The sequence below is a fragment of the Gracilibacillus pellucidus genome (assembly GCF_033949965.1).
Taxonomy (GTDB): Bacteria; Bacillota; Bacilli; order Bacillales; family Amphibacillaceae; genus Gracilibacillus; species Gracilibacillus pellucidus.
This window is the reverse complement of the sequence record NZ_JAWZSR010000005.1, coordinates 216,716-241,216: the sequence shown is the minus strand read 5'-3', so window position 1 is coordinate 241,216 and position 24,501 is coordinate 216,716. Positions and strand designations below refer to the sequence as shown.

Annotated in this window: 27 protein-coding genes and 1 pseudogene; 22 read left to right on the top strand and 6 right to left on the bottom strand. The window is 35.6% G+C overall.

What is annotated here, in order from left to right:
* From SH601_RS11115 to SH601_RS11105, 3 genes and pseudogenes are all read left to right on the top strand, one after another.
* Positions 1-722 (top strand): LysM peptidoglycan-binding domain-containing protein (locus SH601_RS11115; RefSeq protein WP_319958370.1); only part of this gene is annotated, 722 nt, incomplete at its 5' end.
* 1,923 nt (positions 723-2,645) lie between these two features.
* Positions 2,646-3,317: a hypothetical protein gene (locus SH601_RS11110; protein WP_319958369.1), complete on the top strand. Its 672-nt coding sequence runs from the start codon at positions 2,646-2,648 to the stop codon at positions 3,315-3,317.
* Positions 3,318-4,846: 1,529 nt separating this feature from the next.
* Positions 4,847-5,446: pseudogene (locus SH601_RS11105) on the top strand (IS110 family transposase); the annotation flags it as partial.
* Between the two features lie 70 nt (positions 5,447-5,516).
* On the opposite strand, the gene SH601_RS11100 reads toward SH601_RS11105, so the two are convergent.
* The 5 genes from SH601_RS11100 to SH601_RS11080 form a co-directional block, all read right to left on the bottom strand.
* Complete coding sequence (locus SH601_RS11100) at positions 5,517-5,699, bottom strand: hypothetical protein (RefSeq protein ID WP_319958379.1); 183 nt, start codon at positions 5,697-5,699, stop codon at positions 5,517-5,519.
* Between the two features lie 103 nt (positions 5,700-5,802).
* Entirely contained in the window at positions 5,803-6,060 is a 258-nt protein-coding gene (locus SH601_RS11095) for a helix-turn-helix domain-containing protein (protein WP_319958368.1), read from the bottom strand.
* 5 nt (positions 6,061-6,065) lie between these two features.
* Entirely contained in the window at positions 6,066-6,230 is a 165-nt protein-coding gene (locus SH601_RS11090) for a YvrJ family protein (protein WP_319958367.1), read from the bottom strand.
* Positions 6,217-6,849, bottom strand: a complete 633-nt coding sequence (locus SH601_RS11085) for a sigma-70 family RNA polymerase sigma factor (RefSeq protein WP_319958366.1) — start codon at positions 6,847-6,849, stop codon at positions 6,217-6,219. Before SH601_RS11085 ends, SH601_RS11090 begins: the two co-directional genes overlap by 14 nt.
* A gap of 1,302 nt (positions 6,850-8,151) precedes the next feature.
* A complete protein-coding gene (locus SH601_RS11080; RefSeq protein ID WP_319958365.1) occupies positions 8,152-8,373 on the bottom strand; it encodes a hypothetical protein in 222 nt (73 codons plus the stop codon).
* Positions 8,374-8,485: 112 nt separating this feature from the next.
* Here SH601_RS11080 and SH601_RS17640 point away from each other — a divergent pair, with 112 nt between their 5' ends.
* Positions 8,486-8,716, top strand: coding sequence for a G5 domain-containing protein (locus SH601_RS17640; RefSeq protein ID WP_413775117.1), 231 nt, complete (start codon positions 8,486-8,488; stop codon positions 8,714-8,716).
* Positions 8,717-8,815: 99 nt separating this feature from the next.
* Complete coding sequence (locus SH601_RS11075; RefSeq protein ID WP_319958364.1) at positions 8,816-8,977, top strand: hypothetical protein; 162 nt, start codon at positions 8,816-8,818, stop codon at positions 8,975-8,977.
* Positions 8,978-9,321: 344 nt separating this feature from the next.
* On the opposite strand, the gene SH601_RS11070 is transcribed toward SH601_RS11075, so the two are convergent.
* The gene (locus SH601_RS11070) at positions 9,322-11,217 is read right to left on the bottom strand and encodes an OmpA family protein (protein ID WP_319958363.1); all 1,896 of its coding nucleotides are present in this window, start codon (positions 11,215-11,217) and stop codon (positions 9,322-9,324) included.
* Between the two features lie 397 nt (positions 11,218-11,614).
* Here SH601_RS11070 and SH601_RS11065 point away from each other — a divergent pair, with 397 nt between their 5' ends.
* The 17 genes from SH601_RS11065 to SH601_RS10985 all read left to right on the top strand — a co-directional run bounded on the left by SH601_RS11065 (position 11,615) and on the right by SH601_RS10985 (position 24,481).
* Positions 11,615-12,475 carry a DMT family transporter gene (locus SH601_RS11065; protein WP_319958362.1) on the top strand — a complete coding sequence of 287 codons (861 nt, stop codon included), beginning with the start codon at positions 11,615-11,617 and terminating at the stop codon, positions 12,473-12,475.
* Between the two features lie 230 nt (positions 12,476-12,705).
* Positions 12,706-13,011, top strand: coding sequence for a YfzA family protein (locus SH601_RS11060; RefSeq protein ID WP_319958361.1), 306 nt, complete (start codon positions 12,706-12,708; stop codon positions 13,009-13,011).
* Between the two features lie 16 nt (positions 13,012-13,027).
* Positions 13,028-13,399 carry a GntR family transcriptional regulator gene (locus tag SH601_RS11055; protein ID WP_319958360.1) on the top strand — a complete coding sequence of 124 codons (372 nt, stop codon included), beginning with the start codon at positions 13,028-13,030 and terminating at the stop codon, positions 13,397-13,399.
* Positions 13,400-13,403: 4 nt separating this feature from the next.
* Positions 13,404-14,270, top strand: a complete 867-nt coding sequence (locus tag SH601_RS11050; RefSeq protein ID WP_319958359.1) for an ABC transporter ATP-binding protein — start codon at positions 13,404-13,406, stop codon at positions 14,268-14,270.
* A complete protein-coding gene (locus SH601_RS11045; RefSeq protein WP_319958358.1) occupies positions 14,263-14,868 on the top strand; it encodes an ABC-2 transporter permease in 606 nt (201 codons plus the stop codon). The genes SH601_RS11050 and SH601_RS11045 overlap by 8 nt, the downstream gene beginning before the upstream one ends.
* A gap of 246 nt (positions 14,869-15,114) precedes the next feature.
* Positions 15,115-15,639 (top strand): GNAT family N-acetyltransferase, encoded by a 525-nt coding sequence (locus tag SH601_RS11040; protein ID WP_319958357.1) that lies wholly within the window; start codon positions 15,115-15,117, stop codon positions 15,637-15,639.
* A 438-nt stretch (positions 15,640-16,077) separates the two neighbouring features.
* Positions 16,078-16,347: a YfzA family protein gene (locus SH601_RS11035; protein ID WP_319958356.1), complete on the top strand. Its 270-nt coding sequence runs from the start codon at positions 16,078-16,080 to the stop codon at positions 16,345-16,347.
* Between the two features lie 413 nt (positions 16,348-16,760).
* A complete protein-coding gene (locus SH601_RS11030) occupies positions 16,761-17,348 on the top strand; it encodes a tetratricopeptide repeat protein (RefSeq protein WP_319958355.1) in 588 nt (195 codons plus the stop codon).
* 103 nt (positions 17,349-17,451) lie between these two features.
* Complete coding sequence (locus tag SH601_RS11025) at positions 17,452-17,637, top strand: hypothetical protein (RefSeq protein ID WP_319958354.1); 186 nt, start codon at positions 17,452-17,454, stop codon at positions 17,635-17,637.
* 32 nt (positions 17,638-17,669) lie between these two features.
* Positions 17,670-17,990 carry a hypothetical protein gene (locus SH601_RS11020; RefSeq protein ID WP_319958353.1) on the top strand — a complete coding sequence of 107 codons (321 nt, stop codon included), beginning with the start codon at positions 17,670-17,672 and terminating at the stop codon, positions 17,988-17,990.
* Positions 17,936-18,340: a LytTR family DNA-binding domain-containing protein gene (locus SH601_RS11015; protein ID WP_319958352.1), complete on the top strand. Its 405-nt coding sequence runs from the start codon at positions 17,936-17,938 to the stop codon at positions 18,338-18,340. Before SH601_RS11020 ends, SH601_RS11015 begins: the two co-directional genes overlap by 55 nt.
* Before the next feature lie 111 nt (positions 18,341-18,451).
* Positions 18,452-19,300 (top strand): ABC transporter ATP-binding protein, encoded by an 849-nt coding sequence (locus SH601_RS11010; protein WP_319958351.1) that lies wholly within the window; start codon positions 18,452-18,454, stop codon positions 19,298-19,300.
* On the top strand, positions 19,297-20,004 hold the full coding sequence (locus SH601_RS11005) for an ABC transporter permease (protein WP_319958350.1): 708 nt from the start codon (positions 19,297-19,299) through the stop codon (positions 20,002-20,004). Before SH601_RS11010 ends, SH601_RS11005 begins: the two co-directional genes overlap by 4 nt.
* 200 nt (positions 20,005-20,204) lie before the next feature.
* Positions 20,205-21,197, top strand: a complete 993-nt coding sequence (locus SH601_RS11000; RefSeq protein WP_319958349.1) for a ZinT family metal-binding protein — start codon at positions 20,205-20,207, stop codon at positions 21,195-21,197.
* 137 nt (positions 21,198-21,334) lie between these two features.
* Positions 21,335-22,918: a metal ABC transporter solute-binding protein, Zn/Mn family gene (locus SH601_RS10995; RefSeq protein ID WP_319958348.1), complete on the top strand. Its 1,584-nt coding sequence runs from the start codon at positions 21,335-21,337 to the stop codon at positions 22,916-22,918.
* Between the two features lie 67 nt (positions 22,919-22,985).
* Positions 22,986-23,702 (top strand): metal ABC transporter ATP-binding protein, encoded by a 717-nt coding sequence (locus SH601_RS10990; protein WP_319958347.1) that lies wholly within the window; start codon positions 22,986-22,988, stop codon positions 23,700-23,702.
* The gene (locus tag SH601_RS10985; RefSeq protein WP_319958346.1) at positions 23,639-24,481 is read left to right on the top strand and encodes a metal ABC transporter permease; all 843 of its coding nucleotides are present in this window, start codon (positions 23,639-23,641) and stop codon (positions 24,479-24,481) included. Before SH601_RS10990 ends, SH601_RS10985 begins: the two co-directional genes overlap by 64 nt.
* Positions 24,482-24,501 lie beyond the last annotated feature (20 nt).

Here is a 24,501-nt window from a genome sequence, read left to right as displayed (position 1 = left end):
CCACATATACTGTAAAATCAGGAGACAATTTAAGCAGCATTGCTCAACGGTTCGGCATGACGTTATCTGAAATTATCGCATTGAATAATATTAGCGATCCAGATAAACTTCAAATTGGACAAGTATTAAAAGTCCATGATAATGGAAGTAGTGGAGATAACAACGTACCAGATATTGGAGACGAAGAAGCGCCTATAACTCGTGTAACTAAGAGTCAGTTGAATCAAATTGGATGGCCAGATTCAAATATTTCAAAGGCTATGTTAGAAGATTTGAATAGCTGCCTAGAGAGATATGATATTACAACGAAATCCAGACTTTATCATTTTATCAGTCAATGTAGTCATGAATCGGGAGCAGGTACATGGACTACAGAAATAGCATCTGGTCAGGCTTATGAATATCGTGAAGACTTAGGTAATATATATTCTGGGGATGGCCCAAAGTATAAAGGGGCAGGTTATATACAACTAACAGGTCGTTATAACTACACACAATTTGCTAATGCGATTGGTGATCAAAAGGTTGTTAATCAAGGTGTAGATTATGTAGCTGCTAATTATCCATGGACAAGTGCTGGATTTTGGTGGGATAGTAATAATATGAATGCATTATGTGATACTAATCCAACAGTTAGGCAAGTAACAATAAGAGTTAATGGTGGTACAAATGGATTAGCAGATCGTGAAATGTATTACAATAGATGTATTCAAGTATTCTAATAATAATTAGTATACCAAGTACTAACAGGTAAAGAGGCTAACCATATAAAGTCAATAGTTTTTGCTACAAAAAATGAATATTTACTTGTTATAAATTGGGGCATGACAAATAAGCTTGATGATTTAGACAATTTTTAAATCATCAAGCTTAATTATTTTATGATTTCATATTTGATGCCAGTGATAGCTTTCTCCTCTCCTTTGTATTACATATTACGCATCAACTTCTTTATAAGCTTTAAAGTGCTTACCTTCTGATAGCTTTTTCTCATAATATCTCTTGAATGGTGGTGAATAGATAGAAACCACAGTCTTGATATATGATACATGACCCATCGAATTTGTTGTGGTGATCCTTGTTTAACCATTTTTCTGTTTCCTTGATAGTAACAGATTGATATATGGTTGACTCCATTCTAGCGAAGGCTATTAATTGACCTTGAATATCAAAATTGAAGACATCACCCATTTCTGCTATGGTGATACTGCTGAGTTGCTAAGGAATTCCGGTAATGGTTACGATTGGTGAATCGAGTGTATGCATCATGTAATCTGAATAGAAAACTTGACCATAAGTAGCTAATTTCGGAAATATTTTTTGAATTTTGAGTGTACTGAGTTTTACGAAGGCCTTGATGTCTTCCTAGTCTGCTTCTATACCTTGTCAATTCCTTTGGCTCCTCGATAATTTTGTTCTGCGTTTGTTCGAAATCTCCCATTCTTATTTTTGTGATGATTAAAGCATCTGTTTTATCTATCTTTGTCTTTCACCATGTATGAACTTGGGAAAACTCTCTAACTAGAAGGGGATTATAACGATACACATGATAATTATTTGCCTTAAACATTGTAAGATAGGATCGTTATAATGACTTGTATTCTCACATGGTATCTGTCATTAAAGACTGAATTATAAAACCAAGAGTAGTTTCTTATTCTAGATATAATAAATATCTTTCAGGAAGAATCAAAGATTACATTATGGTGGGAGATTTAACTATATGTAGAGATCGATTAAAAGAGTTGGTTAGTATTCAAGTAACACATGATATGAAGAGGATTAATGAAGAATTTTATGAATTAATATCTAATGAAAACGGCTCCCCTACGGGGTTAAATGGTCCTTATACGATTCTTTAGCTCCTTCAGAAGTAGAGAGTGATAAAGAATGAGTGATTCAACCCATAATATGTTCAAATTATTAAGGCTTGCATATGTATCAGTTATTTATAAGGAAGTCTACTCGAATCCTCACATAGTTCTTTTCACTGTGTTTTTGCCACAAAGTTCATTAATTCTTCACCTCAATTTTCAGTATGCTTCAGACATCCGGAAACTTTACTAAATAGCAGTGTCATCAACTTATTGACTCCTCTAACTGTCCGTTCTTCCTTAGACATCTCCTACAATTGAAAGACAGGCCTAGATACAAAACTAATTAACTGATACAAATCTCCTTTTTTTAAATTAACAAACAGAGTGCGCAGTAGTAAAGAGGCGTTTTTCGAGGAAAAGACCCTTTTTTATATATAAACATAAAACAGTTCAAATCTTACCTGATACTTCCCCCTAAAGTTAGAGTGAAAAATCGCAATAAAAAAGCAAAAAGGACTATGAAAGTGTTTTCGAAAAATGATCGTAGCTAGAGTGACAAAGTACTAGATGATTTTATGAATATCATAGTTACATTGAATGATAAACTATAAATTAAAATCTTACATGGAACACAAAAAACGTAAGGAGTGTTAGAAGGTCAGACACATAACAGTACTGGTTATTAAAAGTATGAGTTCCCACAAATACTGTACTCAATTTATTCTTTACAAGTATTTTATAATATCTTATGATGAAATTATCAAATTAATCCATATTTCTATCTTTGAATAGAACAAATTGTTGTGATTGTTAGAAAGGTGTGGTCAAATGAAGAAAATAAACAAGACTTCTTATTGCAGTGTTGCCCTACTATTACTTGCTCTGTTAATCGTTGGGTGTTCCAACAATGCAAGCGAAAAATCAAAATCAGAAGCTTCGGAAGATGTCTCTATTTCCCAATCAGAAGAGAAAACAGATGATATAGGAGAAAACAACCAATTTGAGGAAAAAACAGATGAATCGGAGCCCTCAATAGAATCAGGAGAGACAGAAAAAAATAAACATTCTTCTGAAAAAACACCAAACAATGACTCCAATAATACATCTGAAAATGAAGAAAATAATCCATTAGCTAACTATTCTTCTGAAGAAGTTGAATATGCTAGGGTTTGGTTGCAACTTGGAGCTGTGCAAGATGTAGATGAGCTAAACGTTGAACATATTCCAGCTGGTACACCACTTAATCCTGATGACGAAACGAGCGCCAGCTACCCAGAAGATGTAATCCAGCTTGCAGGTAGTCGATTAGTAGCTGGTTCGGTAACTTACAGTGGTAATGGAGATGGCACAATTAATCTGTACAATGTTCCTTTACGTTGGGATGGTGATTACCCAGCCGGTGAAGAATTCTATGAAGATATTATTGAAAATACAGAACTAGTGTCCATTGATCCTGGTAATGATGAAGAAATTATTGAGCTTATTAACAAAATAAAGTAAGCCTTCAATCCGGTAGGAGTTTTACGGCGTTGGGATCGCGGTAAAACACCATTAGTCAGAAATTGTTATTTTATAGAAAACACGAAGTTTCTCCTGAAAATAAAAAGGGACAAAACTAGCGAAAAAAGTTTTGATCATTATTCTTTAATGGTCGGAACTTTTTTCGTTAGATTAGATCCTTTTCATATTCTATTGCTCAATTCTCATTCATTTTTTACTGTCTCTTTCCTTCTCACAGGAGTGATACATAAATCAACTTTCGATAATCCAAAGACTGGTTCCAAATCGATTTTACGCTTGCTGTAGATTTTATCAGTTTCCGTATTCGAAAACGTTTTTCTCATTTATTCCTTCGTTTTAGTATCTTTGTTTGCATGCTTCTACAAATCTAACCTTTTTCGATATGATTTTTGCTCTTAGCGCTCTGAGCTAAATTGTTTTCGTTAGCCTGTGTCTTCACTTACTTCTATTTTTGGGTGTTATCTTCCACTTTGTATTTTAGCTTTTCTACTTTTGTATAAAGGTAGTTAGAACTTTTCAGTAACCCCTTGTTTAGATTCTTTGTTTAACTTGTTTGGGACGACTTGGTGCTCCATTGTAGCTTTAGCGATCTGTTTGTAAGGTTTCAGTTTCATACGAGGGCAAACAATCCCGTACTTTTTCATAATTCCTTGGATTTTTATGGCTAAGAATAAGATCATACTCATTCTCAAGAATCATTTTGATAGAGCGTGAACCTTTCTTATCCCCCTGCGGTTAAATATGATTTCTTTCCCTTCCAAGTCCAGCTTTTTCCTAGCCTTGCGATAAGTAGCTACCTTCAGGTAACTGTAGTATCCAGAACAGGAAACCTCCAATAGATCACAAAAGTATCTTGTCATCTTCTCGAACCCATTTTGTTCAATTGTCTCTTGAATCAATTGATAGGCTTTGCCCGGACTCAGGTTTTTTAAATATTTAGCAGCCTCTTTTCTATCACTTCTAGCCTTTTTAACAGCTCCGCGTGTCCCTCCAAAAGCTTGATTTGCGCATTCTGCCAGATTCGATTTTTCTTGTATCTGTAATTACTGGTAACTATTTCATAAGTTTTCTTCCACTTGTACATGGATTGTTTTATTCGTTTTACCCCGCAATTACTTCCCCTTCAAATCCACTCTCCCTCGTATATTATATATAAGTCCCTCTTTTCAACTCAAAATTTTACTCATTCGTCCTGCAATAAATTTTTCAAAAAAACACTTGGACCTAGCGATGTTCCTAGATAATGGTCTTAGGGATCTTTTGGGACAATTCTACCTCTCCCTGTGGCGAACCACATTTATAGACTGTTCCCCAGTGTACGTGTGGACCTTCCTGCTTGCAGACTATACACTCTGTCACTCGAACTTGGATGATAGTAGCTCCAAGGTGGTTTTCAATATAGAGATAGTACTGATAAACAAGGTTGCTAATCGACGTTCATACTAGAGATATCTCGAGACGTCCAAAATACGTTCCAATGATTCTCATGTAGAAAGGGGGCACCCTCCATGAATTTATTTGTCGTATTAGATATTAGTTCTTTTGATATCAAGGTTTGTTAGATGGCGAAGGAGTAAAGGTATCTTCCCTCATCGTATCGAATGATTTGCTGGCGCTACTACTTTACGTGAAGCTATTTTTCGTACCATTGATGGACAATCCGTGTAAGTAATAAAGATTGGTTTAGAATCTACTTCAGTGTACAGTTTCCATCCAGCGATGTTCTGTTCATCAGAATGAAGAGCTTCGCGCACTTGGTGCGAAAGTATTTGTGATAAACTCGAAACAGATAGCTAATTTCAAAAAGAGCTATCCCGATATGGACAAAACAGATGAGATCGATGCGTTTGTGATTGCTGATTATTTACGATTTGTTGTTATCGATGTCAGTGGTTAAAAAGAATCAATATGTCGCCCTACAACAATTAACACGCTCTCGCTATCAGCTCGTACATCAGATGATCAAAGAAAAGCAACACTTTCTTCAACACTTGAGCTATAAGTGCAATACGTTTCAAGAAAACGTTGAATCTTCCGTCTTTGGACAAGCTATGATGGAGTTATTCTTTGAAAAATACAGATTAGAAGAATTCGCTCAGATTGCCATATGAAAAAGAAACTGCAAGATGTAGTGACTAGATAAACCAACAGTTTGGGTTTCTTTTTCTGCTTGTTTCGTCAACTATTGTTCATGATCTTCAAAATTGATGGCGTCAATCGCGACTGTGTCATCGGCAATAACTCCTTATGATAAATGACATATAGATCAATAATTGAAATAATATCTTCATAACGATGGGTAGGTTCCATCTTGTATAATTTTTGGATGTCGAATGAACTAACTTGTCGTACAATGGACATAGGAAGTCCTTCCAATCTTTTGGTTTGGGTGTTTACTAACCATTATACAAGATTTGGGGAGGTACTTCCTTTTTTGAGTATTAAACTCATTGAGGCACAAAGGCTATGAATTATGCAATTCATTCATTTGATTTTCTATGCTTTTCTTTAGTTCCCAAAATCCTGGAACGGAATCAGGATTATACCTCAAAATATATCGAATTAAAGTATATTTTAACTCCTGAGATAAATCTTCCCTTTCCTCATACCTAGTAAGAAATAACGTCTTTTTTAATTTTGGTTCAAACAGGTCAATTAGTTTTTGCATCGCCTGTATATTTTCTTGTGCTTCTTTTACCAAATCATATAATGATATTGACATACCATTCAATCCCTTCTCATGTTTCTTATGATCTCTCCTAGTTCAGTAATTGCGAGTTCTAATTTTTCAAGTTTCTTTTCAAACCGAACGAATAAGTATATTGTTATTGATATTGGGAAACCAAAGTTCCCTAAAATACTGATCCACTGGGGGAAATCAGTAGTTACCATTTTCTTTTTCCCCTTTCATTTTTTTTAGAGAGTTATTTATAGTTTTTAGTGCTTTCTTGTGAGTCTTTGAAACAGCTTGTTGAGATTTATGTAGGACTATTCCTATCTCTGTATCAGTTAATTGTTTAACATAAGCTAAATATAGTATTTCTTTTTGTCTATCAGTCAATCTTTTGACACTTTCACTCAAAAGTGAATCTTCCAAATAATCAATGATATTTTCACTTTTTAAAAAAACGTCAATTTTTATTTCTGAGTTATCATCCTTGATCATTTCTTTAAAAGTCTCGCCATTTTCATCACCTACTAAGTTATCCATTGTTAAAGGGAAACGATCTCGGATTTTTTTATACTTTTTATCAAAGTTAATAGCATTAAAATAAAGGGCAGATGAGATGTATGAAGTGAATCTTATATTAAAATAAAAATATTTAAATGCACGATCTAGTTCATCCTCATTTTCCTTCGAAGGATTGCATAAAACATTCATAAGTAAAACTAAATTTTCTTTTTTCTCTAGGAATGAACGTACAACTTTATTTTCTAGAAAGTCTTTGTTTTCCGCTTTATACTGTTTGAATTTTTGCAGACAGTCCTTGTCTTGTATTTTATTTTCCATTAATCTAACCCCCTCTTTTTCACCTTACTTGGAACATATGTTCCAAGTAAGGCTGTAAAAAAAGACTAATAAAATCCATAGCCATAAAGTAAGTATTTATCATTTAGAACAAGGTATGTTAGAAAGCAGATTTTGTATATCTCTTTTCTATTTTTTTATATCAGTTTAAGAAATTAATCTTAAAAATATTTGTTAAATCCATTTGCATATTGTTCTAAACCGATACTTTTGAATTGGTAGTTCTTTTTGTCTGTATTTATCAATTTTTCCGATTTTATAGGTAATAAATATCGCTTCTAAATCTTTATAATGATCTATCCTTTCCGAAGGTATTTGTTTATAAAGAAGTATAAATTCCTAAAAGCACAACCTTTTCAAATAAAAAACTTTTCAATATAAGTATTTAGATGGATTAAAAATAATCTGTTTTATACTATTTAAATTTTTTAACTAGTCTTTGTCTTGTTTTTTTCTATTAATTCATCCCCTTTTCATCGTTGGAACGTACGTTCTGTGTAAGGTTACAAAAAAAAGACTAGTAAAATTCATAGTCATAAAGTAAGTATTTATAATTTAGAAAAAGATATGTTAAAAAGTAAGTTTGCATATCTTTTTCCAATTATATCATTTTCATTCATTAATTATAACAATTTTTGTTAAATTTATAGTTGTTTTTCGTCTGTATTTGTCAATTATTCCAGTTTTATAGGGAATAAAGTCTCTTCTTAACCTTTATAATAATCTATCCTTTCTGAAGGTATTTGTTTTATAAAGAAATAGTAATGCTTAAATATACAACCTTTTCAAATAAAAAGAGAAAATTAAAAGCTTTTCTATGTAAGTATTTAGATGGATTAAAAATAATCCGTTTTATACTGTATGAATTCTGGTAACTATTCTTTGTTTTTTATTTTTCATTTTACAACTCGAGATGTGATACGCAGTCATGAAAATGCATTTAATTATTTTTGGATAATTGTTTATGACCAGGATAAATTAATGGTAGTTAGTGAGAATGGAGGAGATATCATATATACAGAGGAGTTTCAGGCTTATAAGCAACAAAAAGGATTTTCTGTTTATTTATGCCGAGCTGCAGATCCTGAGTCAAAAGGGAAAATAGAGAATGTAGTGAATTTCATAAAAAGTAATTTCGCAAAGAATTGCGTATACCATCAAATAGAATCTTGGAATGAGCAATGCTTAGCTTGGCTAGATAGAAAGGAAACTATCAAGTACACAACACAATAAAAAAGAGGTTTTAAGTCAAATGTTGGGGTATGTTAAACACTCACTCCTCATTTATGCAACTCGAATTTTAATATCTTTATATTGCTGATGCAATAACACCTTTAAATTGAATAATAGTAGTAGTAACAAGATTAATAGCAATACTAGCACTAATACTAAATCTAATAAGAAAACTGAAACGAAACAAGAGAGTAAAGCAAAAAGTAGTAAATCTACATCAAGTAATAATTCTTCCAGTTCTTCAAGTAAGCCGAAAGATACGGTTACGACCAAACCAATAACTTCTACTGAATCTATTGGTTTCAATACAGTGAAACAAAATGATAGTTCACTAGAAAAAAGGAAAAGAAGTTGTTTCACAAAAGGGTAAGAAGGGCGTTAAGACATTACATATAAAGAAACGTATACAAACGGTAAGTTGACTTCTGAAGATCAAGTTGCTTCTGAAGTTACAAAGAAGCCAGTTGGTAAATTTATCAAAGTAGGAACAAAAGAGCCACAATCAACGAAACTATCTGCATCTCAAGTTCATAGCATTTTAGGTGGAAGTGATATGAGTAAAGGTGAGACTCCTATAGTCTTAAACCAGATAACTATCCTGAAGTTATTGGAGTGACTGTTAATGGAGATGGTGTAAGTCAAATTCGATACAACGGAACAGCTTATGTATCTTGGAAGGGATCATTAAAAGAACTTCAAGATTTACTTGGTTTAAATGAAGGTAAAAAAAGAATATGAATATGGCCAAAGTAAAAGAAAGAAAATCGAACAAGCAGTTAGAGCTGCTGCAAATGCTGTTTATGGTAGTGGTACATCAAAAGCTAATAGTTTGTATAATGACATTATCAACAGTAATTCTTATAGCAATTCGTTTTAAGCTAAGAAAAAGAGAACTATTATCAACAGCATTATTTTCTTTCTCTTGTTATATATCATTAACTCAGGTTGGATCCGATACGGGTCTAGTCTTTTTCTTTTTTCCATCATTTGTTCAATATGTCCTGCATTTACTGCCTTTACTTTCTTTCCTCTATTATCGGTACGAACTTTATAATATTGCCTTTAGGCGTGAAAGACGGGATGAAGCATTGGGGGATAATAGATGATGGGGATATGGGTAGAGAAGAAAAAGTAACAGCTACCCATTTACTTTTCCATAAATCAAAAAAGGCTGCCCGGTCATCACTCTGCACATTGATGCCGGACAAGCCTATTTCTTTTTTATTCGTTCACTGTTTGTTCTGAATGTTCTAGCGGAATGTTGGTGATTCTCCACGGCTGAACTTTGTCTACTTCAGTGTCGATATCGCCTGTGGTGGTATTAATACTAGGTAGCCCTAATTCTACAGCTGCTTTATCGGCATCAACTGCCGGCCAGATTACAGTCGCCATAAAATAAGCGTCATCATTATCAGAATTGTAACTAGATTGCAGGAATCGCTCTGCAAGCGGTACAATGTACTCCCCGTCTTCCTCCTCCAGCTGTTGTTCCCCGTGACTTTCCGGCAATGGAGTTAGGTAATAATCAATAGGGTAATAGCGTTGGTCCCCGTGTAAAAGGGTGATATTGTATACTGTGGATCCTAAATATCCGATTGATTCCTGAAAATGCATGCCCCTTGCTCCTGCAAGGCTTGTTGCTCCTGAACCATACGTACGTAAAGCATTTCTATCGAGTTCGCCCTCGTTTGCCTGGACCCGGATTCGACCAACGAGCAGGCTATCCACTTGAGTAAGAGAAAGGACTTCTACCTTTCCAGCTTCAACCTCTACAGCATCAGGATGTTTAGCTTCCGCCCCTGGCGCTTCCGATAAATCCAATTCTTGTTCGATCACGATTTCCTCTGCAGGAGGAGTGAAGTGCAATTCCACACGTCGGTTCTGTGAACGCCCTGCTTCGGTATCATTGTCCGTAATTGGTTCGTGGAATGATTTTCCTTCTACCGATATGTCATCAAAAGCATCTAGATCTGTTAATTCCTTCAACCTGTCTTGGACAGCTTTTGCTCTGTCTTCAGAGAGGTTCTGGTTATAGTCATCCGATCCTTCGTTGTCAGTATGTCCAACGATTTCAAGTTCGCCACCTTCGACGCCTTCCAATTCAATAATGGCGCCCTCGAACTCTTCATTTGCATCATCGGTTAAATCAGCAGAATCAAATTCAAATAATACGTCTCCGGATAGAATCAATGTCGAATGTTCAATTGTATCAATCCTGCTGACAGCAGTTTCCATACTTTCTCTATAAGTTTCAAGAGGTATCACCCGTGTGACAATTTGTTCTGGATAACTATCCTTTACCTCTTCAAAAGCACTGGAAGTCAGCTCGCGCTGTACAATTTCTTCAAGTGTCGGCACTCCTAGCGTGTGTCTATTATCACGTTCTGCTGTATCTTCTGTTTGCTCTGCCTCAGCAAGGTTTGGAGGATTAACATCTTCCCGGTCAACAACCGGCACATCTTCAGCGAGTCCTAGGCTTTGAAGCAAAACATGCACACTGTCTGATTCTGTTTTTTGAAATATCGCAAAGTAACGAACGGGTTCATGATCCGGTCCCATCCTCATACGATTATTCAGACTTCCTTCCCTTAAAAACGTTTCCAAAGGTTTGCGGGATTGACCGTCACCCCAGTCCTTGTCATAGGAGAGAACTCCCATATGGGAAACAGTCATCTGTTCGGCATCGATTAGACGTATATCGAAGCCAGAACTCGGATCCTCCGACACAAATCCATTGTTAAAAATATTCTTTCTGAACTGCACCTCAATGTCACTCGTCGTATCTAAGACCATTGGTAGGATCGCATACTCTCCATCTTGGATAATGGGACCGACTTCTGCCTGCACATCATAAGCTTCTCCTTCATCAAAATGCCAAAGTGTCTCTTCAATGATGACAGGGGCAATCTCGACCGATTCTGCATCATTGGTCTCATTACTATCTGAGATATCTTCGGGATTGTCGGTTTCTGCCTGCCTACTTTCTTCTGCTTCGTTAGTTTCCACAGCTTCTTCTTGATGCTTTGTTTCGTCCAATTTCTCCGCATTTTCATTGGTCTCTTCATCACACGCCGCCAACCCAAAAATCCCAATAAGTACTATGAGAAGTCTCTTCATGAAATGTCTCCCTTATGTGAGGTTGTTTATACATGTTAAATGATACTATTTATATACAAAATAGAGAAAGGTATTTCTTCCATTAGAAATTTTTCTCGTTCCAGAACATTTATAGGTGGTAATTTTGAAGGGGCACGGTTGGACTGCACTTAGTATTATGTATTGGTGTACAAAAGGATACTGCTTCCGGTTAGATGATGTCTAACTGTTTAAGAGGTGAAATATATTTTTATCAGTCTATTAATACGAAAATCATATTACTGTTGATAGTAGTAGGATCACAGGCCGAGGTTATATGTTGGCGGAAAGAAAAACGCAAGCAGATAAACATACGTATTCTTTTATTTTTGATACACTTTGCTTAGGCCAATAAACAATTTAGAAAAGAGGACTAGCATTGAATAAAGTGTTATTTACATTATTAATTATTATCACAACGAGTTTAATGGGCTCCTCGTTTGCGATTGGTAAAATCGGTTTACAATACGTTTCTCCATTATTGTTAGTTGGGATCCGTTTTACGTTAGCTGGTATAGTAATGGGAATAATGGTTCGCGTATTCAAACGGACTCATCCCAGTACTTTTCAGGAGTGGGGTCAAATTATGCTGATTGGTTTATTCCAAACAGCTGGAGTAATGGGATTAATCTTTATAAGCATGAGAACGATAACGGCAGGTGAATCATCTATTTTAACTTTCACGAATCCACTACTTGTCGTTATTTTTGGATCATTGTTTTTAGGGATGAGATATCGTTGGGGGCAGTGGTTAGGTGTGATAGCTGGTTTTTTAGGTGTATTTATCACACTAGGAGCTACTCTGCATGTTCAGCAAATCGGTACAGTTCTAAGCTTTTTAAGTGCGGTTTCTTGGGCTATTGCAACGTTATTGATGAATAGGTGGGGACAGAAACTGGACGTATGGGTAGTGACTGCCTACCAAATGCTATCAGGCGGCCTGTTATTATTGTTAATGAGTGTCCTGTTTGAAGATATGCACATAGTTATTACGACAAGTTCTGTATTTATTATACTATGGTTAGCAATTATGGCATCGATTGTCCAGTTCGCTGTTTGGTTTTTCTTATTGCAGAAGGAGAACCCGGGTAAAGTTAGTTCATTTTTATTCCTTGCACCATTATTTGGTGTTCTTTTTGGTTGGCTGTTGTTAGACGAACAATTGCATCTTTACACATTAATAGGTGGAGCGATTATACTAGTTGGTATCTATCTTGTGAATAGGCCTCAACGGCTGTGAGTAATATGTGTAAAACAACCATTTATACAACGTAGGATAATGCTAAAATATGTAGCCTAGCAACAGAAAAGCTACTAGTAGTTTGTATTGTAGATAAATAGTTAGAAGCCTCTTCGGATAAAAAGTCCGTAAGAGGCTTTTTTATGGTTGCAAGATTCTTCAAACATGTATATAATGTATATGTAGTGTATATACATTATATATAGAAGCGTGAGAGGAGCGGTATTTGAATGGTGAGAACAGAGAAAGTAGAGAAAGCAAACCTGCCTATGCGTTGGTTGATCATTTTGGGAATATTCGTCGTGGTGCAATTAATATTTATGGTTGTAGATGGTACTTCGTTAGAACCGAATATCAATGACAGTGGTAATTTAGGAGCTCGGATAGCAAGATGGGTGCTGGAATCGAAGCTGTTCACGGAATGGATTACGCCATATTCTTTTCCGTTTTTTAACTTATGTATAACCATTCATGTTATCGCTATACTGATTCAAGTAATAGAGGATATTTTCTCACGTACATTTTCAAAAAAATAAAAGAAGAGGGTTTGGCATGCAAATAATTATTTCGAACAGTTCAAAGGAGCCGATTTATGAACAAATTATTAATCAAATTAAATCGTCTATACTAACAGGTGAATTACAAGAAGGAGCACCATTACCTTCCATGCGTAAACTTGCAAAGGATTTACAAATTAGTGTGATAACGACGAAGCGTGCCTATGAAGAATTGGAGAAAGCAGGTTTTATTTATTCCATTGTCGGTAAAGGTTCGTTTGTCGCAGAGCAAAACTTAGAGATCATAAGAGAGAAGAAGCTTAAAGTCATTGAGGAACAGCTAACCGCAGTGATCACTAACAGCAGAGAAATTGGTTTGTCCTTAGATGAGCTACAAGAATTATTGAAACTTTTATATGAGGAGTGAAATAATGGAACATGTAGTAGAACTTAAAAATGTGACAAAAAATTTTAAAGGTTTTTCTGTTGAAAATATGGATTTGCAAGTAAAGAAAGGCTTTGTTACAGGTTTTATCGGGGCAAATGGTGCTGGAAAATCGACAACGATTAAAATGATAATGAATTTGTTAAAGCCAGATGCTGGAGAGGTGAAGGTATTTGGATTGGACTTTAAGACACATGAAAAAGAGATTAAAGAACGGATCGGTTTTGTATACGACAGTAATGTTTTTTATGAGGGGATGAATCTAAAAGATATTAAGCGTGTTGTTGGACCAGCTTATAAACAATGGGATGATCATCTTTTTTATCAATATGTTGAACAATTCGAGCTACCACTTAATAAATCGCTGAAAAAATTTTCGAAAGGGATGCAAATGAAGGCTTCATTGGCTGTTGCTTTGTCACATCGTGCCGAACTTATTATTATGGATGAGCCAACCGCAGGGTTAGACCCTATTTTTAGGCGAGAATTACTCGATTTATTGCAAGAAATAATGATAGATAGAAATCGTACTATTTTCTTTTCTACGCATATTACGACAGATTTAGAACGAGTTGCTGATTATATCGCCTTTATTAATAAAGGGGAATTATTATTTAACCAATCTATGTTGGATGTAGCAGACAACTATGCCCTTGTGAAGGGGAGCGTGGAGCTGTTGGATCGGGATACAGAAAAATCCTTACTCCATGTTCATCGTGCATCAACAGGGTTTGAAGCTTTAACAGATAATATTCAAGCGGTGAAAAGTATGTTTGGAGATTCTGTTGTTATTGAACGAGCGTCAATGGAGGACATTATGTATTACATGAAGGGAGGCATGCAACATGTTTAATTTGATTAGACGAGATGTTATTTTGCAGAAGTGGCAACTAATTATCTTTATTCCTTGTGTTGCGTTTTTTATTATGATGGGAAGTCATCCAGCTTTAACGTTTCTTGTAGCCGCTATTTTTATTCCGTTCAATGCGTTTTTTTATGATGAAAAGGCAGAGACAAATATACTATTAAATTCTTTACCATATACTCGGAAGACGATTATCGCATCACGGTATATCGGTGCTATTGTTTATATGGGGTTGGGGATAGGAGTAACATGTTTAGCGTTGTTAATCGCGAATACCTCTTACACCTTAACGGACATTGCTATTGCTAGTGGTTTATTCTTTGTTTTTGCTTCATTTACTTTTCCGTTATTTTATATTTTGAAACCTGGCTATATTTCTACTGTTGTAATGCTTAGTTTTTTAGTATTAGCAGGTATTGGACCAAGAACTGTGCTTTATTTGATAGACAAATTACCCGTAATTACGGATTTTATTAACAGTTTGTCCATGTCAGTTATATATACAGGGTCGACTTTGATTGTTATGTTTTTATATGTTATATCTTGGGTGTTTACTACTATTGTTTATCAGCGAAAAGCGTTTTAAGCTATTATGGATTAATATGTGTTTTCTTTCATATAGTTCGAAGTGCTGCTGCTTACTACTGACGATTTTGAAATCAGTGAAGGAAAAAATTCTAACCTTTGATTATGTTGTTATAGATACTTATGAAATAGATTTAATAAAGTATGAAGACCATTTTAATAAGCTTTATGTAGAAGAATTATTGTATTACTTTAATGATATCGATAAATTCATATCTATTCTTTTACATTTAAAGGAGGAGTTTTTTTGGAATTTAACACAGAAAGATTAACAATTAGACCGTTTAAAAGTAGCGACTTAAAAGATGTATTTAACATTTACAATAACGATGATACATGTAAATATCTATTACACGATAGGTGGAACTATGAAAATATGGAGGAAGAATTTAATAAAAAGCTAGAAAATAGTGCGCTCACAAAAGAAACAATGCTAAATTTGGCGGTAGTAAATGATACTAAAGTAATTGGGGATTTATCTATATGGTATACAAATATGAAAGATACTGTCGAAATCGGTTACACTTTTTCCGATGAAGCTTCAGGAAAGGGATATGCAACAGAAGCTGTGAGTCGTTTAGTCAAGAAGTTATTTGAGGAATATAAGGTACATCGTATACAAGCCAACCTCGATGCAAGAAATAAAGCATCTCAAAAGTTATGCGAGCGAATAGGTATGAGAAAGGAAGCGCACTTCATTCAGGATTATTGGAATAAAGATGAGTGGACCGACAGCATTGTATATGGAATGTTATTGTCAGATTTAGATTAACAGAAGGTCTGGGAGCTTTAAAAACGGGTATCAAACACTATAGTTAACATTGAAGGGATTAGTTATTGTTATTCATAAGCATAGTTACAGTATTTCTTATATACAGTTACTATGGATGGATAAACGGAAACGTAGATAAGGTATACCTAAATAAAGTCGAAGAACATGTGCAGCTTTGCTTAAACTATGCACTTGAACATCAAGATGTCGTAAAAGAAATTATAACCTTAATAAGGAGCGGTGAAGTACATAATATATTAACATAGACAAGCACTTATCCTTTTTGAGGAAGCTCTTTGTCCCTTTGCGAGAAGAACGATGTAGATTTTGTCTCGCAGCATATAGGGAAATGTTATATGGAGATGAACCATTTAGAATATGCTGAAAAATATCTGCGACAGGCATTAGCATTACGCGAGCAAAAAGGATGGTATGTAAATGAAAAAATGGTTACTTCATATCGGTTTTTTTTTAATTCTTAATTTATTAATGCTGGTTGTTGATGGTACAGCTCTTGTTAATGATTTTGAGTTTGGTAATTTTGGAAATGAAATTTTACAAACAGAAATCTTTACTGAATGGTTTAATACTTATGATACCCCTTTCTTTAATGTGATACTATTGTTTGGCTTAATTCATATAATATTATTTCCTTTTTATAGTATTCTATTTAAAAAGTCAAGTAGTAATCACTATCATACCAACTGATTAATTTTCGGTTGGTTTTTCTTTAAGTACTCTACTTGAATTTTCGCATTTAGCTCAATATGAACGACGGGTAGCAGGCTTATGAAGCAGTCCAATAGTGGCTACAAGTAGGAAGGAATCTCCGAAAAAATTCCTATCCCTATGATTGCCCCAATGAAGAAACAACCTATACAATTAGGATAGTCAACTGTTTCACCATTCACGGATGAAGCAAAAGTACAAATGATGTGAATGAGGCAACAATGACTTTCTCATTATCATATATTTATCTATGCATTTCGCGAAATGCGAAGAGGGCATTCAAGGGGAACCAGATCCAATTGGAAATTCCTCTAAAATGGAGTTTTATGCCGATCAACTAGATGAAGTATGAAATTGAGTAAGCAACTTTTTAAATAATGGAGGTGATGCGTATGACAAATAGGGAATATACGCACATATTAAATAAAGTAACACCAACCATTTATTTTGATCAAACGAATTATTTACGTGAAACAGCTTCAGATTTAGGTTTGCTTGAAGAGAGTATTAAAGCATTAGAGTATTCTCTTATTAAGGAGGAAAGCGAGGGCGCGTATTATCTATCAGGCGCTCTAGGTAATTTGTATCGAATATATGGAAACGCAGATAAGGTACACCTACATAAAGCCAAAGAATATTTGCAGCTGTGCTTAAACTATGCACTTGAACATCAAGATATCGTAAAAGAAATTATAACTTTAATAAGGATCGGTGAAGTATATAAGTATGACGACCAACATAGACAAGCACTTGTCCTTTTTGAGAAAGCTTTGTCCCTGTGCGAGAAGAACGGTGTAGACCACTATGTAGATTTTGTTTTACAGCATATAGGGAAATGTTATATGGAGATGAACCAATTAGAATATGCTGAAAAATATCTGCGACAGGCATTAGCATTACGCCAGCAAAAAGGAGATAAAGCCTTGATTGCATCTACGTTAGAAGCAATGGAATTGTTAGTACAATTAAAGAAAAGTTAGTATATGAAAACACTCCTTTATGATGAAGAATTTGTAAGGGAGTTTTTTTGTCACCTTTTTTCTAATTAGTCGTCTAAAGGGTATAACGAAAGGAGGTTACTAATTGAATAAGCAGGATAAAACGTTCATTAATGAAAGTGTCCTTCGAGATGCAATGGCCCAGCATGGAACATCATTATTAAAGCTAGTGTATTCCTATGTACAAGATTGGTCTACAGCGGAAGCTATTGTTCTCGATTACTACTATCTCGTTTTTAATCGCTACTTTGCTATAATTATAGTTAATTAAGACAAATATAGATGGGAGAGGGGGAAATCGTTGTGTTCACGATGAATAGAATTGAGTTTCGTCAAGGTAATCACTTATTGTTTCCATTGGTGGATATCGAGATAAATTGCGGAGAAGTAAAAGCGATTCAATCGGCAGTAAATATTAGAGAGATTTTGCTTCAGATGATTACAGGCAAAGAAACAGTGCGAAAAGGATCCATTCAAATAAATCATCATACGATTCATTCTGATAAAGAAAGCTATCTCTCTTCATTAAGTATTTGCTGGTATGATGAGATGAGCAAGGCTTGCATCAGGTGGAAACGAAGAAGGAGACAGAATCTTATGAGACGGATGCTTCGCTTGAAATAGAGCAAACCTTTCAGCTTAATAAAATTTCAGCGAAAGTGGAAGATAAAATAATTTTATTTGATCCACAAGAGATTGATTACATAGAAAGTAAAAATGGTCAGTCTATTTTATTCACTCGTGGTGAAGGGTTTTCGACAGGGCTAACATTGAAGGAATTAGAACTGCAGTTGCAGAGCCAAGGATTTTTCCGTTGTCATCGTTCTTATATTGTTAACTTGCAAAAAATTCGTGAGGTCATTACGTGGACGAGAAATAGTTATAGTCTATCGCTTATAGATAAAAAAAGTTCAGAAGTACCATTATCAAAATCGAAATTAGCTAAGCTAAAGGAATTATTAGGAGTAGAATAAGCTCCATTCATCTAACGATATACTCCATTTACCTGAGATATAATGCGTAACCCTAAATTAATCGCTATTCTAGAATTATAAGCAAAACAAATGCGCTAGGAGGTTTTTGGGGTGGAGAATATAGTAGAAGTAAATGATTTAGCAAAAGCTTTTGGCAATAAACAAGCACTGAATGGTGTTTCGTTTCAAGTGAAAAAAGGTGAAACATTTGGTTTTTTAGGTCCAAGCGGATCGGGGAAAACAACAACCATTAAGATTTTAACAGGACAGGTGAGGCAAACGGCAGGTACAGCGAATGTGTTTGGTATACCAGCAATGAAATTAGCTAAACCAGCATTTAGACAACGTTTCGGTGTGGTAACAGATAATAGTGGTTTATATGAACGTTTGACGATCTATGATAACTTAAAATTATATGCTGATTTATATCATATTGCTCAGAAGCGGATCAACGAAGTGTTAGAAATGGTTAATCTGCAGTCGGAGTATAAAACACAAGTGCAGAAGCTATCAAAAGGTATGACACAACGTGTTTTGTTAGCTAGAGCATTGCTGCATAAGCCGGAAATATTATTTTTAGATGAGCCTACTTCAGCATTAGACCCAGCCAATTCAAAACACATTCATAAAGGTTTAAAGGAGTTAAACCGTCAAGGAACAACGATTTTCCTTACGACACATGATATGGAGGAAGCAGACCATCTTTGTGATCAAGTTGCTTTTTTGCATAAAGGTACTGTTCAATTATTGGATGAGCCAAAAAATTTAAAGAGACAGTATCGAGAAGATATTATTTGTGTAGAATTAAAGAGTGGTCGTGAACTAGAACTGCCATTAGATGCATCAAGTGCAGCGGATATCGAACGATTTATTTCCGAGGAAATAATCGAGCGAATTTCGACAAAAGAACCGACATTAGGTGATATTTTTGTTGAAGTGACAGGGAGGGAGTTAGTATGACATTTTCTATCAAACGATGCATGGCAATTTTTCAAAAAGATTTAAAAAATTTATATCGCAATTTGTATGTACTAACAACAGCTTTTATGCCATTAATACTAGCCTTTGTTTATAGTCGCATGGGAGAAGCCCCTTTAGAACTGCATATGATGATTTTGACTTTGTCACTTTCATTAGTAGGAACATTTTTGCAGTGTGCAATGATAGCAGAAGAAAAAGAGAAGAATACGTTACGAGGATTGATGCTCTCTCCAGCAACTGTACCAGAAATCCTTGCCGGTAAAAGCGCTGTTACGACCCTGATTACACTTATTACTACTTATTTAGGCTTGCTTATGATGGATTTCCCTTTTGCTAATAATGGGTTGTTATTGGTTGGATCATTGATGGCACTTGTGATTTTTATTGCGCTTGGGACATGGATGGGATTGGTGACAAGAACGGTAATGGAAGCCTCTATCTATATTCTTCCTGTCATGTTTATTTTCGGTATGGCGAATATGTTTATTGGTTTTGTCCACCAGTATGCTTTCTTACAAGTTTTAGAATATACACCAGGAGTTCAACTTCAAGAGATAGCTGAACTGACTGGAGTAACTGCAGATTGGGCGCAATTATGGCAACCATTTGCGATAATTAGTGGATGGCTTATCGTAATAGTAGCATTAACGGTAATAACGTTTAATAAACGAATGATGGATTGATGACTATAAGCTGAAAGATGAAGAGGTATCCATAACTTAAGTGAGTTGTGGTTATAGATAATAAAATGGAGAAAAGGTGCCTATTTTCATGAAATAGGCACCTTTTTGTATAATAAAGCTATTGACATTGATACAGGGTGATGCTATCCTTTAAATCGTAATGATTTCGTTTTGTGTATAATTATAGGAGGCGAGTACATATGAAAAAATGGATGATTAATTTAACAAGTTTCCTGTTGCTAAGTTTTCTATTAGTTGCTTGTTCAGGAAATGAAGACGAACAGGTAGATGGAGCAGAAAATCATGCAGATGAGGAGCATGAACATGACCATGATGACGATGGACATAGCGAAGAAGCACCAGAGGGGATTACCATTGAAGGAGTTGCTGACCACTATCATACTGGTGACAAGATTGAGTGGACAGCGGTTTTAGATGAAGATTCAAATTTTGATCACTGGCATTGGTATAGTAGAGAAAGCGCGGATGATGAATGGGAGGCCATTTCTGGGCAAACTACCAATACATTTACTGGTGAAGCAGAAATGAATGGTCTAGAAATTAAAGCGGTATTATATAATGATAGTCATGAGGCTAGTGTGCAATCAGCTCCAACTGTAGTAGTAATTGATGATCATCACGGACATGACGAAGAAAGTCAACAAATTTACAATGGTTATTTCGAAGATGAGCAAGTTGCTGATCGTGACCTATCTGATTTTGAAGGGGATTGGCAGTCTGTTTATCCATATCTTCTTTCTGGAGATTTAGAAGAAGTGTTTGAACATAAAGCAGAAGATGGAGACAAAACTGCAGAGGAATATAAAGAATATTACACAATTGGATACGAAACAGATGTTGATCATATTACCATTGAAGATAATGTTGTCACTTTCTATGAAGATGAAAAAGAGTACGGTGGTGAATATCAATCAGATGGATATGAAATCCTAAACTATGAAGCTGGTAATAGGGGTGTAAGATTTGTCTATGAATTAGTAGATGGATCAGACGAGGCACCAAAATACATCCAATTCAGTGATCATAATATTTTCCCTGTTGAATCACATCACTTCCATTTATATTGGGGCGATGATCGAGTGGAATTGTTAGAAGAGGTTACTAATTGGCCAACTTATTACCCTTCAAGTTTAGATACAGATGGAATAGTACGTGATATGCTAGCACATTAAATGTAGAAAATAATAATAAATGAAAATATTGCTTTTTTCGATTTTTTTACTTTACTAAGTAAACAACTATAGTGTAGAATATTCCATGAGTTTAAATCGTAATCATTACGCCTTGTGTGATGAGAGGAGAAAAATAAATGAAGAAGAATTGGTTAAGTGCCATTTTACTTAGTTTAATAGTAGGTGCTGTCCTTGTTGGTTGTAATCAAAACGAGGATGAAAGCACAGAAGCAGACAGTAGCAATGATAAATTATCTATCATAACATCATTTTATCCGATGTATGAATTTGCTCAACAGGTAGCAGGAGATCGTGCTGATGTATCCTTAATGATCTCTGCTGGTGAAGATGCACACCACTATGAACCAAGTGCACAAGATGTAGCTGGAGTTAATGAAGCAGATGTATTTGTATATAGTAGTGAAGAAATGGAACACTGGGTTGAAAGTTTACTAAATACAGTGGAGAATGACGACCTCGTGGTTGCTCGTACAGCAGATGGAGTAGAAGAACACCATGATCACGATCACAGACATGACCATGATCATGATGGAAATGATGAAGATGGAGACCTAGTAATCCATGGTGTTGCTGATCATTATCACACTGGTGACATAATTGAGTTAACTGCAGAATTAGCAGAAGAAGTTGATTATGATCACTGGCATTGGTATACAAGAGCAAGTGAAGACGACGAATGGGAAACTGTCTCCGGTCAGGGAGGACCTGAATTCGAATATGAAGCCCCAAGTGAAAGCTTTGAAGTTCGCGCAGTACTGTTCGATAATGATCACAATGAATATGCTGTAGCAGAACCAGTAGCAATTACTGTTGATAATCATGGACATGGAGAAGACGAAGAGCATGATCACGACGGACACGGAGAAGCCGGAGATCACAATCATGGCTCAGATAGTGATAATGAACTTGAAATCGTTGGTTTAGCTGATCATTATCATACTGGTGATGTAGTTACTTTAGAAGCGGAACTTCATGAAGATGTAGAGTATGACCAGTGGCATTGGTACACTCGTGCGAATGCAGATGATGAATGGGAAGTTGTGTCTGATCAAACAACAAATCACTTTGAGTATGAAACAACAGGAGAAAGCTTTGATGTAAAAGCGGTGCTATTAGATGATGATCATAATGAATATGCAGAATCAGATGAAGTAACAGTATTTATTAATGATCATGGAGCAAGTGATCCACATATCTGGTTAGATCCAGTATTAGCACAAGATCAAGTAAACGTAATTCGTGATGCACTTATTGAGGCGGACCCAGATGGTCAAGAAACATATGAAGCAAATGCTGAAGCCTTTAATCAAGAGCTGCAAAAATTAGACCAAGCGTATCAAGAAGCGCTTAATGATACTGAAGACCGTGTGTTTGTTGTACAACACCAAGCATTTGGCCATCTTGCCAATCGTTATAACTTAGAACAAGTCGCTGTCGGAGGTCTTTCTACAGAAGTAGAGCCAAGCCCATCACGTATTGCGGAGATTGGGGATCTGGTCGGAGAGTATGATGTTCCGGTTATTTACTTCCAAAAAGGCTCTAATTCAGCAATTGCTGAAACCATTGCGAATGAAACAGGAACAGAAACGGCTGTTTTATATGATTTGGAATCTGTATCTCAAGAATTGGCAGACGAAGGTTTAGACTACCTTGGAGCAATGCGCAAAAATTTGGAAGCATTACAGTTGAGCGTAAAATAATTGATTTTGTGGTATAATGTCGAGTAGCATGTAATTAATAATATAACAATAGAAAGGTCGCATAATTGTGCATTATATTGAAGTTAAAAACTTAGCCTTTCGGTACGAAGATGAACCAGTGTTAGAGAACATCTCCTTTGAAGTAGATGCGGGCGATTTTGTGATGCTTACAGGAGAGAATGGTGCTGCAAAGACGACTCTACTACGTAATATTTTGGGATTGCTCAAACCTTCTAAAGGTAGTGTGCGAATTTCACCGACAAATCGTAATGGAGAGAAGCTAGCAGTCGGTTATGTTTCTCAACAAATTTCAGCCTTTAATGCTGGCTTTCCTAGTACGGTGATGGAGCTTGTGCAATCAGGTCGCTATCAAAGAGGTAAATGGTTTAAAAGATTAGATAAAGAAGATAAAGAGCATGTGCGTCGTTCACTTGAGTCAGTTGGAATGTGGAATATGCGCCATAAAAAAATAGGGGAATTATCTGGTGGACAGAAGCAACGAATTTCCCTTGCGCGCGTATTTGCAACAGACCCTGATTTGTTTGTGCTAGATGAACCAACTACAGGAATGGACGTACATTCTCGTGACGAATTTTATAAGCTGTTGAAGCACAATAGTAGTGAGCATGGTAAAGGTATTTTAATGGTTACCCATGACCATGAAGAAATCCGCAATCACGCTGACAAACATATTGAGCTAGTGAGAAAGGAGGATTCCCCGTGGAGATGTTTTTCCATGGATTCATGCAAAGAGCTTTCGAAGCCTCAATCCTCATTTCACTAATTGCGCCGATATTAGGCTTGTTCTTAATATTGCGTAGACAGTCATTAATGGCAGATACTTTATCACATGTGTCTTTAGCTGGTGTTGCGTTAGGGTTATTAGTAGGAATTAATCCAACATGGACAAATATATTAGTCGTAGTGGTAATTGCTGTTGTACTAGAATATTTGCGTGTCGTGTATCGCACCTATTCGGAGATTTCAATCGCTATTTTAATGTCGGTTGGTATGGCCTTGGCCTTAGTCTTAATGGGATTAAACGAAGGTGGAGCGACATTAAGTATGAATCAGTTCTTATTTGGCTCGATTGTTACGATTAGTAAAGAGCAAGTATGGATGTTATTAGTCCTCACTATCATTATCGGCGGGTTATATTTCATTTTCCGAAAGCCGATGTATATACTGACATTCGATGAAGAAACAGCTTTTACGGCAGGTTTACCGATTAAAACCATGTCTATTTTGTTTAATGTATTAACAGGGATTACAATCGCGGTAATAATGCCGATAGTAGGAGCACTTTTAGTCTCTGCTATTATCGTTTTACCAGCTGCTATCTCGATGCGTTTAAGCAAAAGCTTTAATGGTGTTATTTTAATTGGTATCGTGATTGCTTTAATTGGTATGCTAAGTGGTCTAGTAGCTTCCTATGATTTAGGTACGCCACCAGGAGCCACTATTACCCTAATTTTAATCACGATATTTGCGATTACAACAATCGGCAAAATCCTATTTCGTGTCTTGAACTTAGGGCGATTGTTTAAAAAGAAAAGTGCATGAACTAAGCGAAAAACCCTTGT

What these genes read in the sequence shown, in the direction of transcription:
- SH601_RS11110 (WP_319958369.1), top strand. Translation starts at nt 2,646, where the DNA reads ATGAAGAAAATAAACAAGACTTCTTATTGCAGTGTTGCCCTACTATTA.
- SH601_RS11100 (WP_319958379.1), bottom strand. Translation starts at nt 5,699, where the DNA reads ATGTCCATTGTACGACAAGTTAGTTCATTCGACATCCAAAAATTATAC.
- SH601_RS11095 (WP_319958368.1), bottom strand. Translation starts at nt 6,060, where the DNA reads ATGTCAATATCATTATATGATTTGGTAAAAGAAGCACAAGAAAATATA.
- SH601_RS11090 (WP_319958367.1), bottom strand. Translation starts at nt 6,230, where the DNA reads ATGGTAACTACTGATTTCCCCCAGTGGATCAGTATTTTAGGGAACTTT.
- SH601_RS11085 (WP_319958366.1), bottom strand. Translation starts at nt 6,849, where the DNA reads ATGGAAAATAAAATACAAGACAAGGACTGTCTGCAAAAATTCAAACAG.
- SH601_RS11075 (WP_319958364.1), top strand. Translation starts at nt 8,816, where the DNA reads ATGAAGGTAAAAAAAGAATATGAATATGGCCAAAGTAAAAGAAAGAAA.
- SH601_RS11070 (WP_319958363.1), bottom strand. Translation starts at nt 11,217, where the DNA reads ATGAAGAGACTTCTCATAGTACTTATTGGGATTTTTGGGTTGGCGGCG.
- SH601_RS11060 (WP_319958361.1), top strand. Translation starts at nt 12,706, where the DNA reads ATGGTGAGAACAGAGAAAGTAGAGAAAGCAAACCTGCCTATGCGTTGG.
- SH601_RS11055 (WP_319958360.1), top strand. Translation starts at nt 13,028, where the DNA reads ATGCAAATAATTATTTCGAACAGTTCAAAGGAGCCGATTTATGAACAA.
- SH601_RS11050 (WP_319958359.1), top strand. Translation starts at nt 13,404, where the DNA reads ATGGAACATGTAGTAGAACTTAAAAATGTGACAAAAAATTTTAAAGGT.
- SH601_RS11045 (WP_319958358.1), top strand. Translation starts at nt 14,263, where the DNA reads ATGTTTAATTTGATTAGACGAGATGTTATTTTGCAGAAGTGGCAACTA.
- SH601_RS11035 (WP_319958356.1), top strand. Translation starts at nt 16,078, where the DNA reads ATGAAAAAATGGTTACTTCATATCGGTTTTTTTTTAATTCTTAATTTA.
- SH601_RS11030 (WP_319958355.1), top strand. Translation starts at nt 16,761, where the DNA reads ATGACAAATAGGGAATATACGCACATATTAAATAAAGTAACACCAACC.
- SH601_RS11005 (WP_319958350.1), top strand. Translation starts at nt 19,297, where the DNA reads ATGACATTTTCTATCAAACGATGCATGGCAATTTTTCAAAAAGATTTA.
- SH601_RS11000 (WP_319958349.1), top strand. Translation starts at nt 20,205, where the DNA reads ATGAAAAAATGGATGATTAATTTAACAAGTTTCCTGTTGCTAAGTTTT.
- SH601_RS10995 (WP_319958348.1), top strand. Translation starts at nt 21,335, where the DNA reads ATGAAGAAGAATTGGTTAAGTGCCATTTTACTTAGTTTAATAGTAGGT.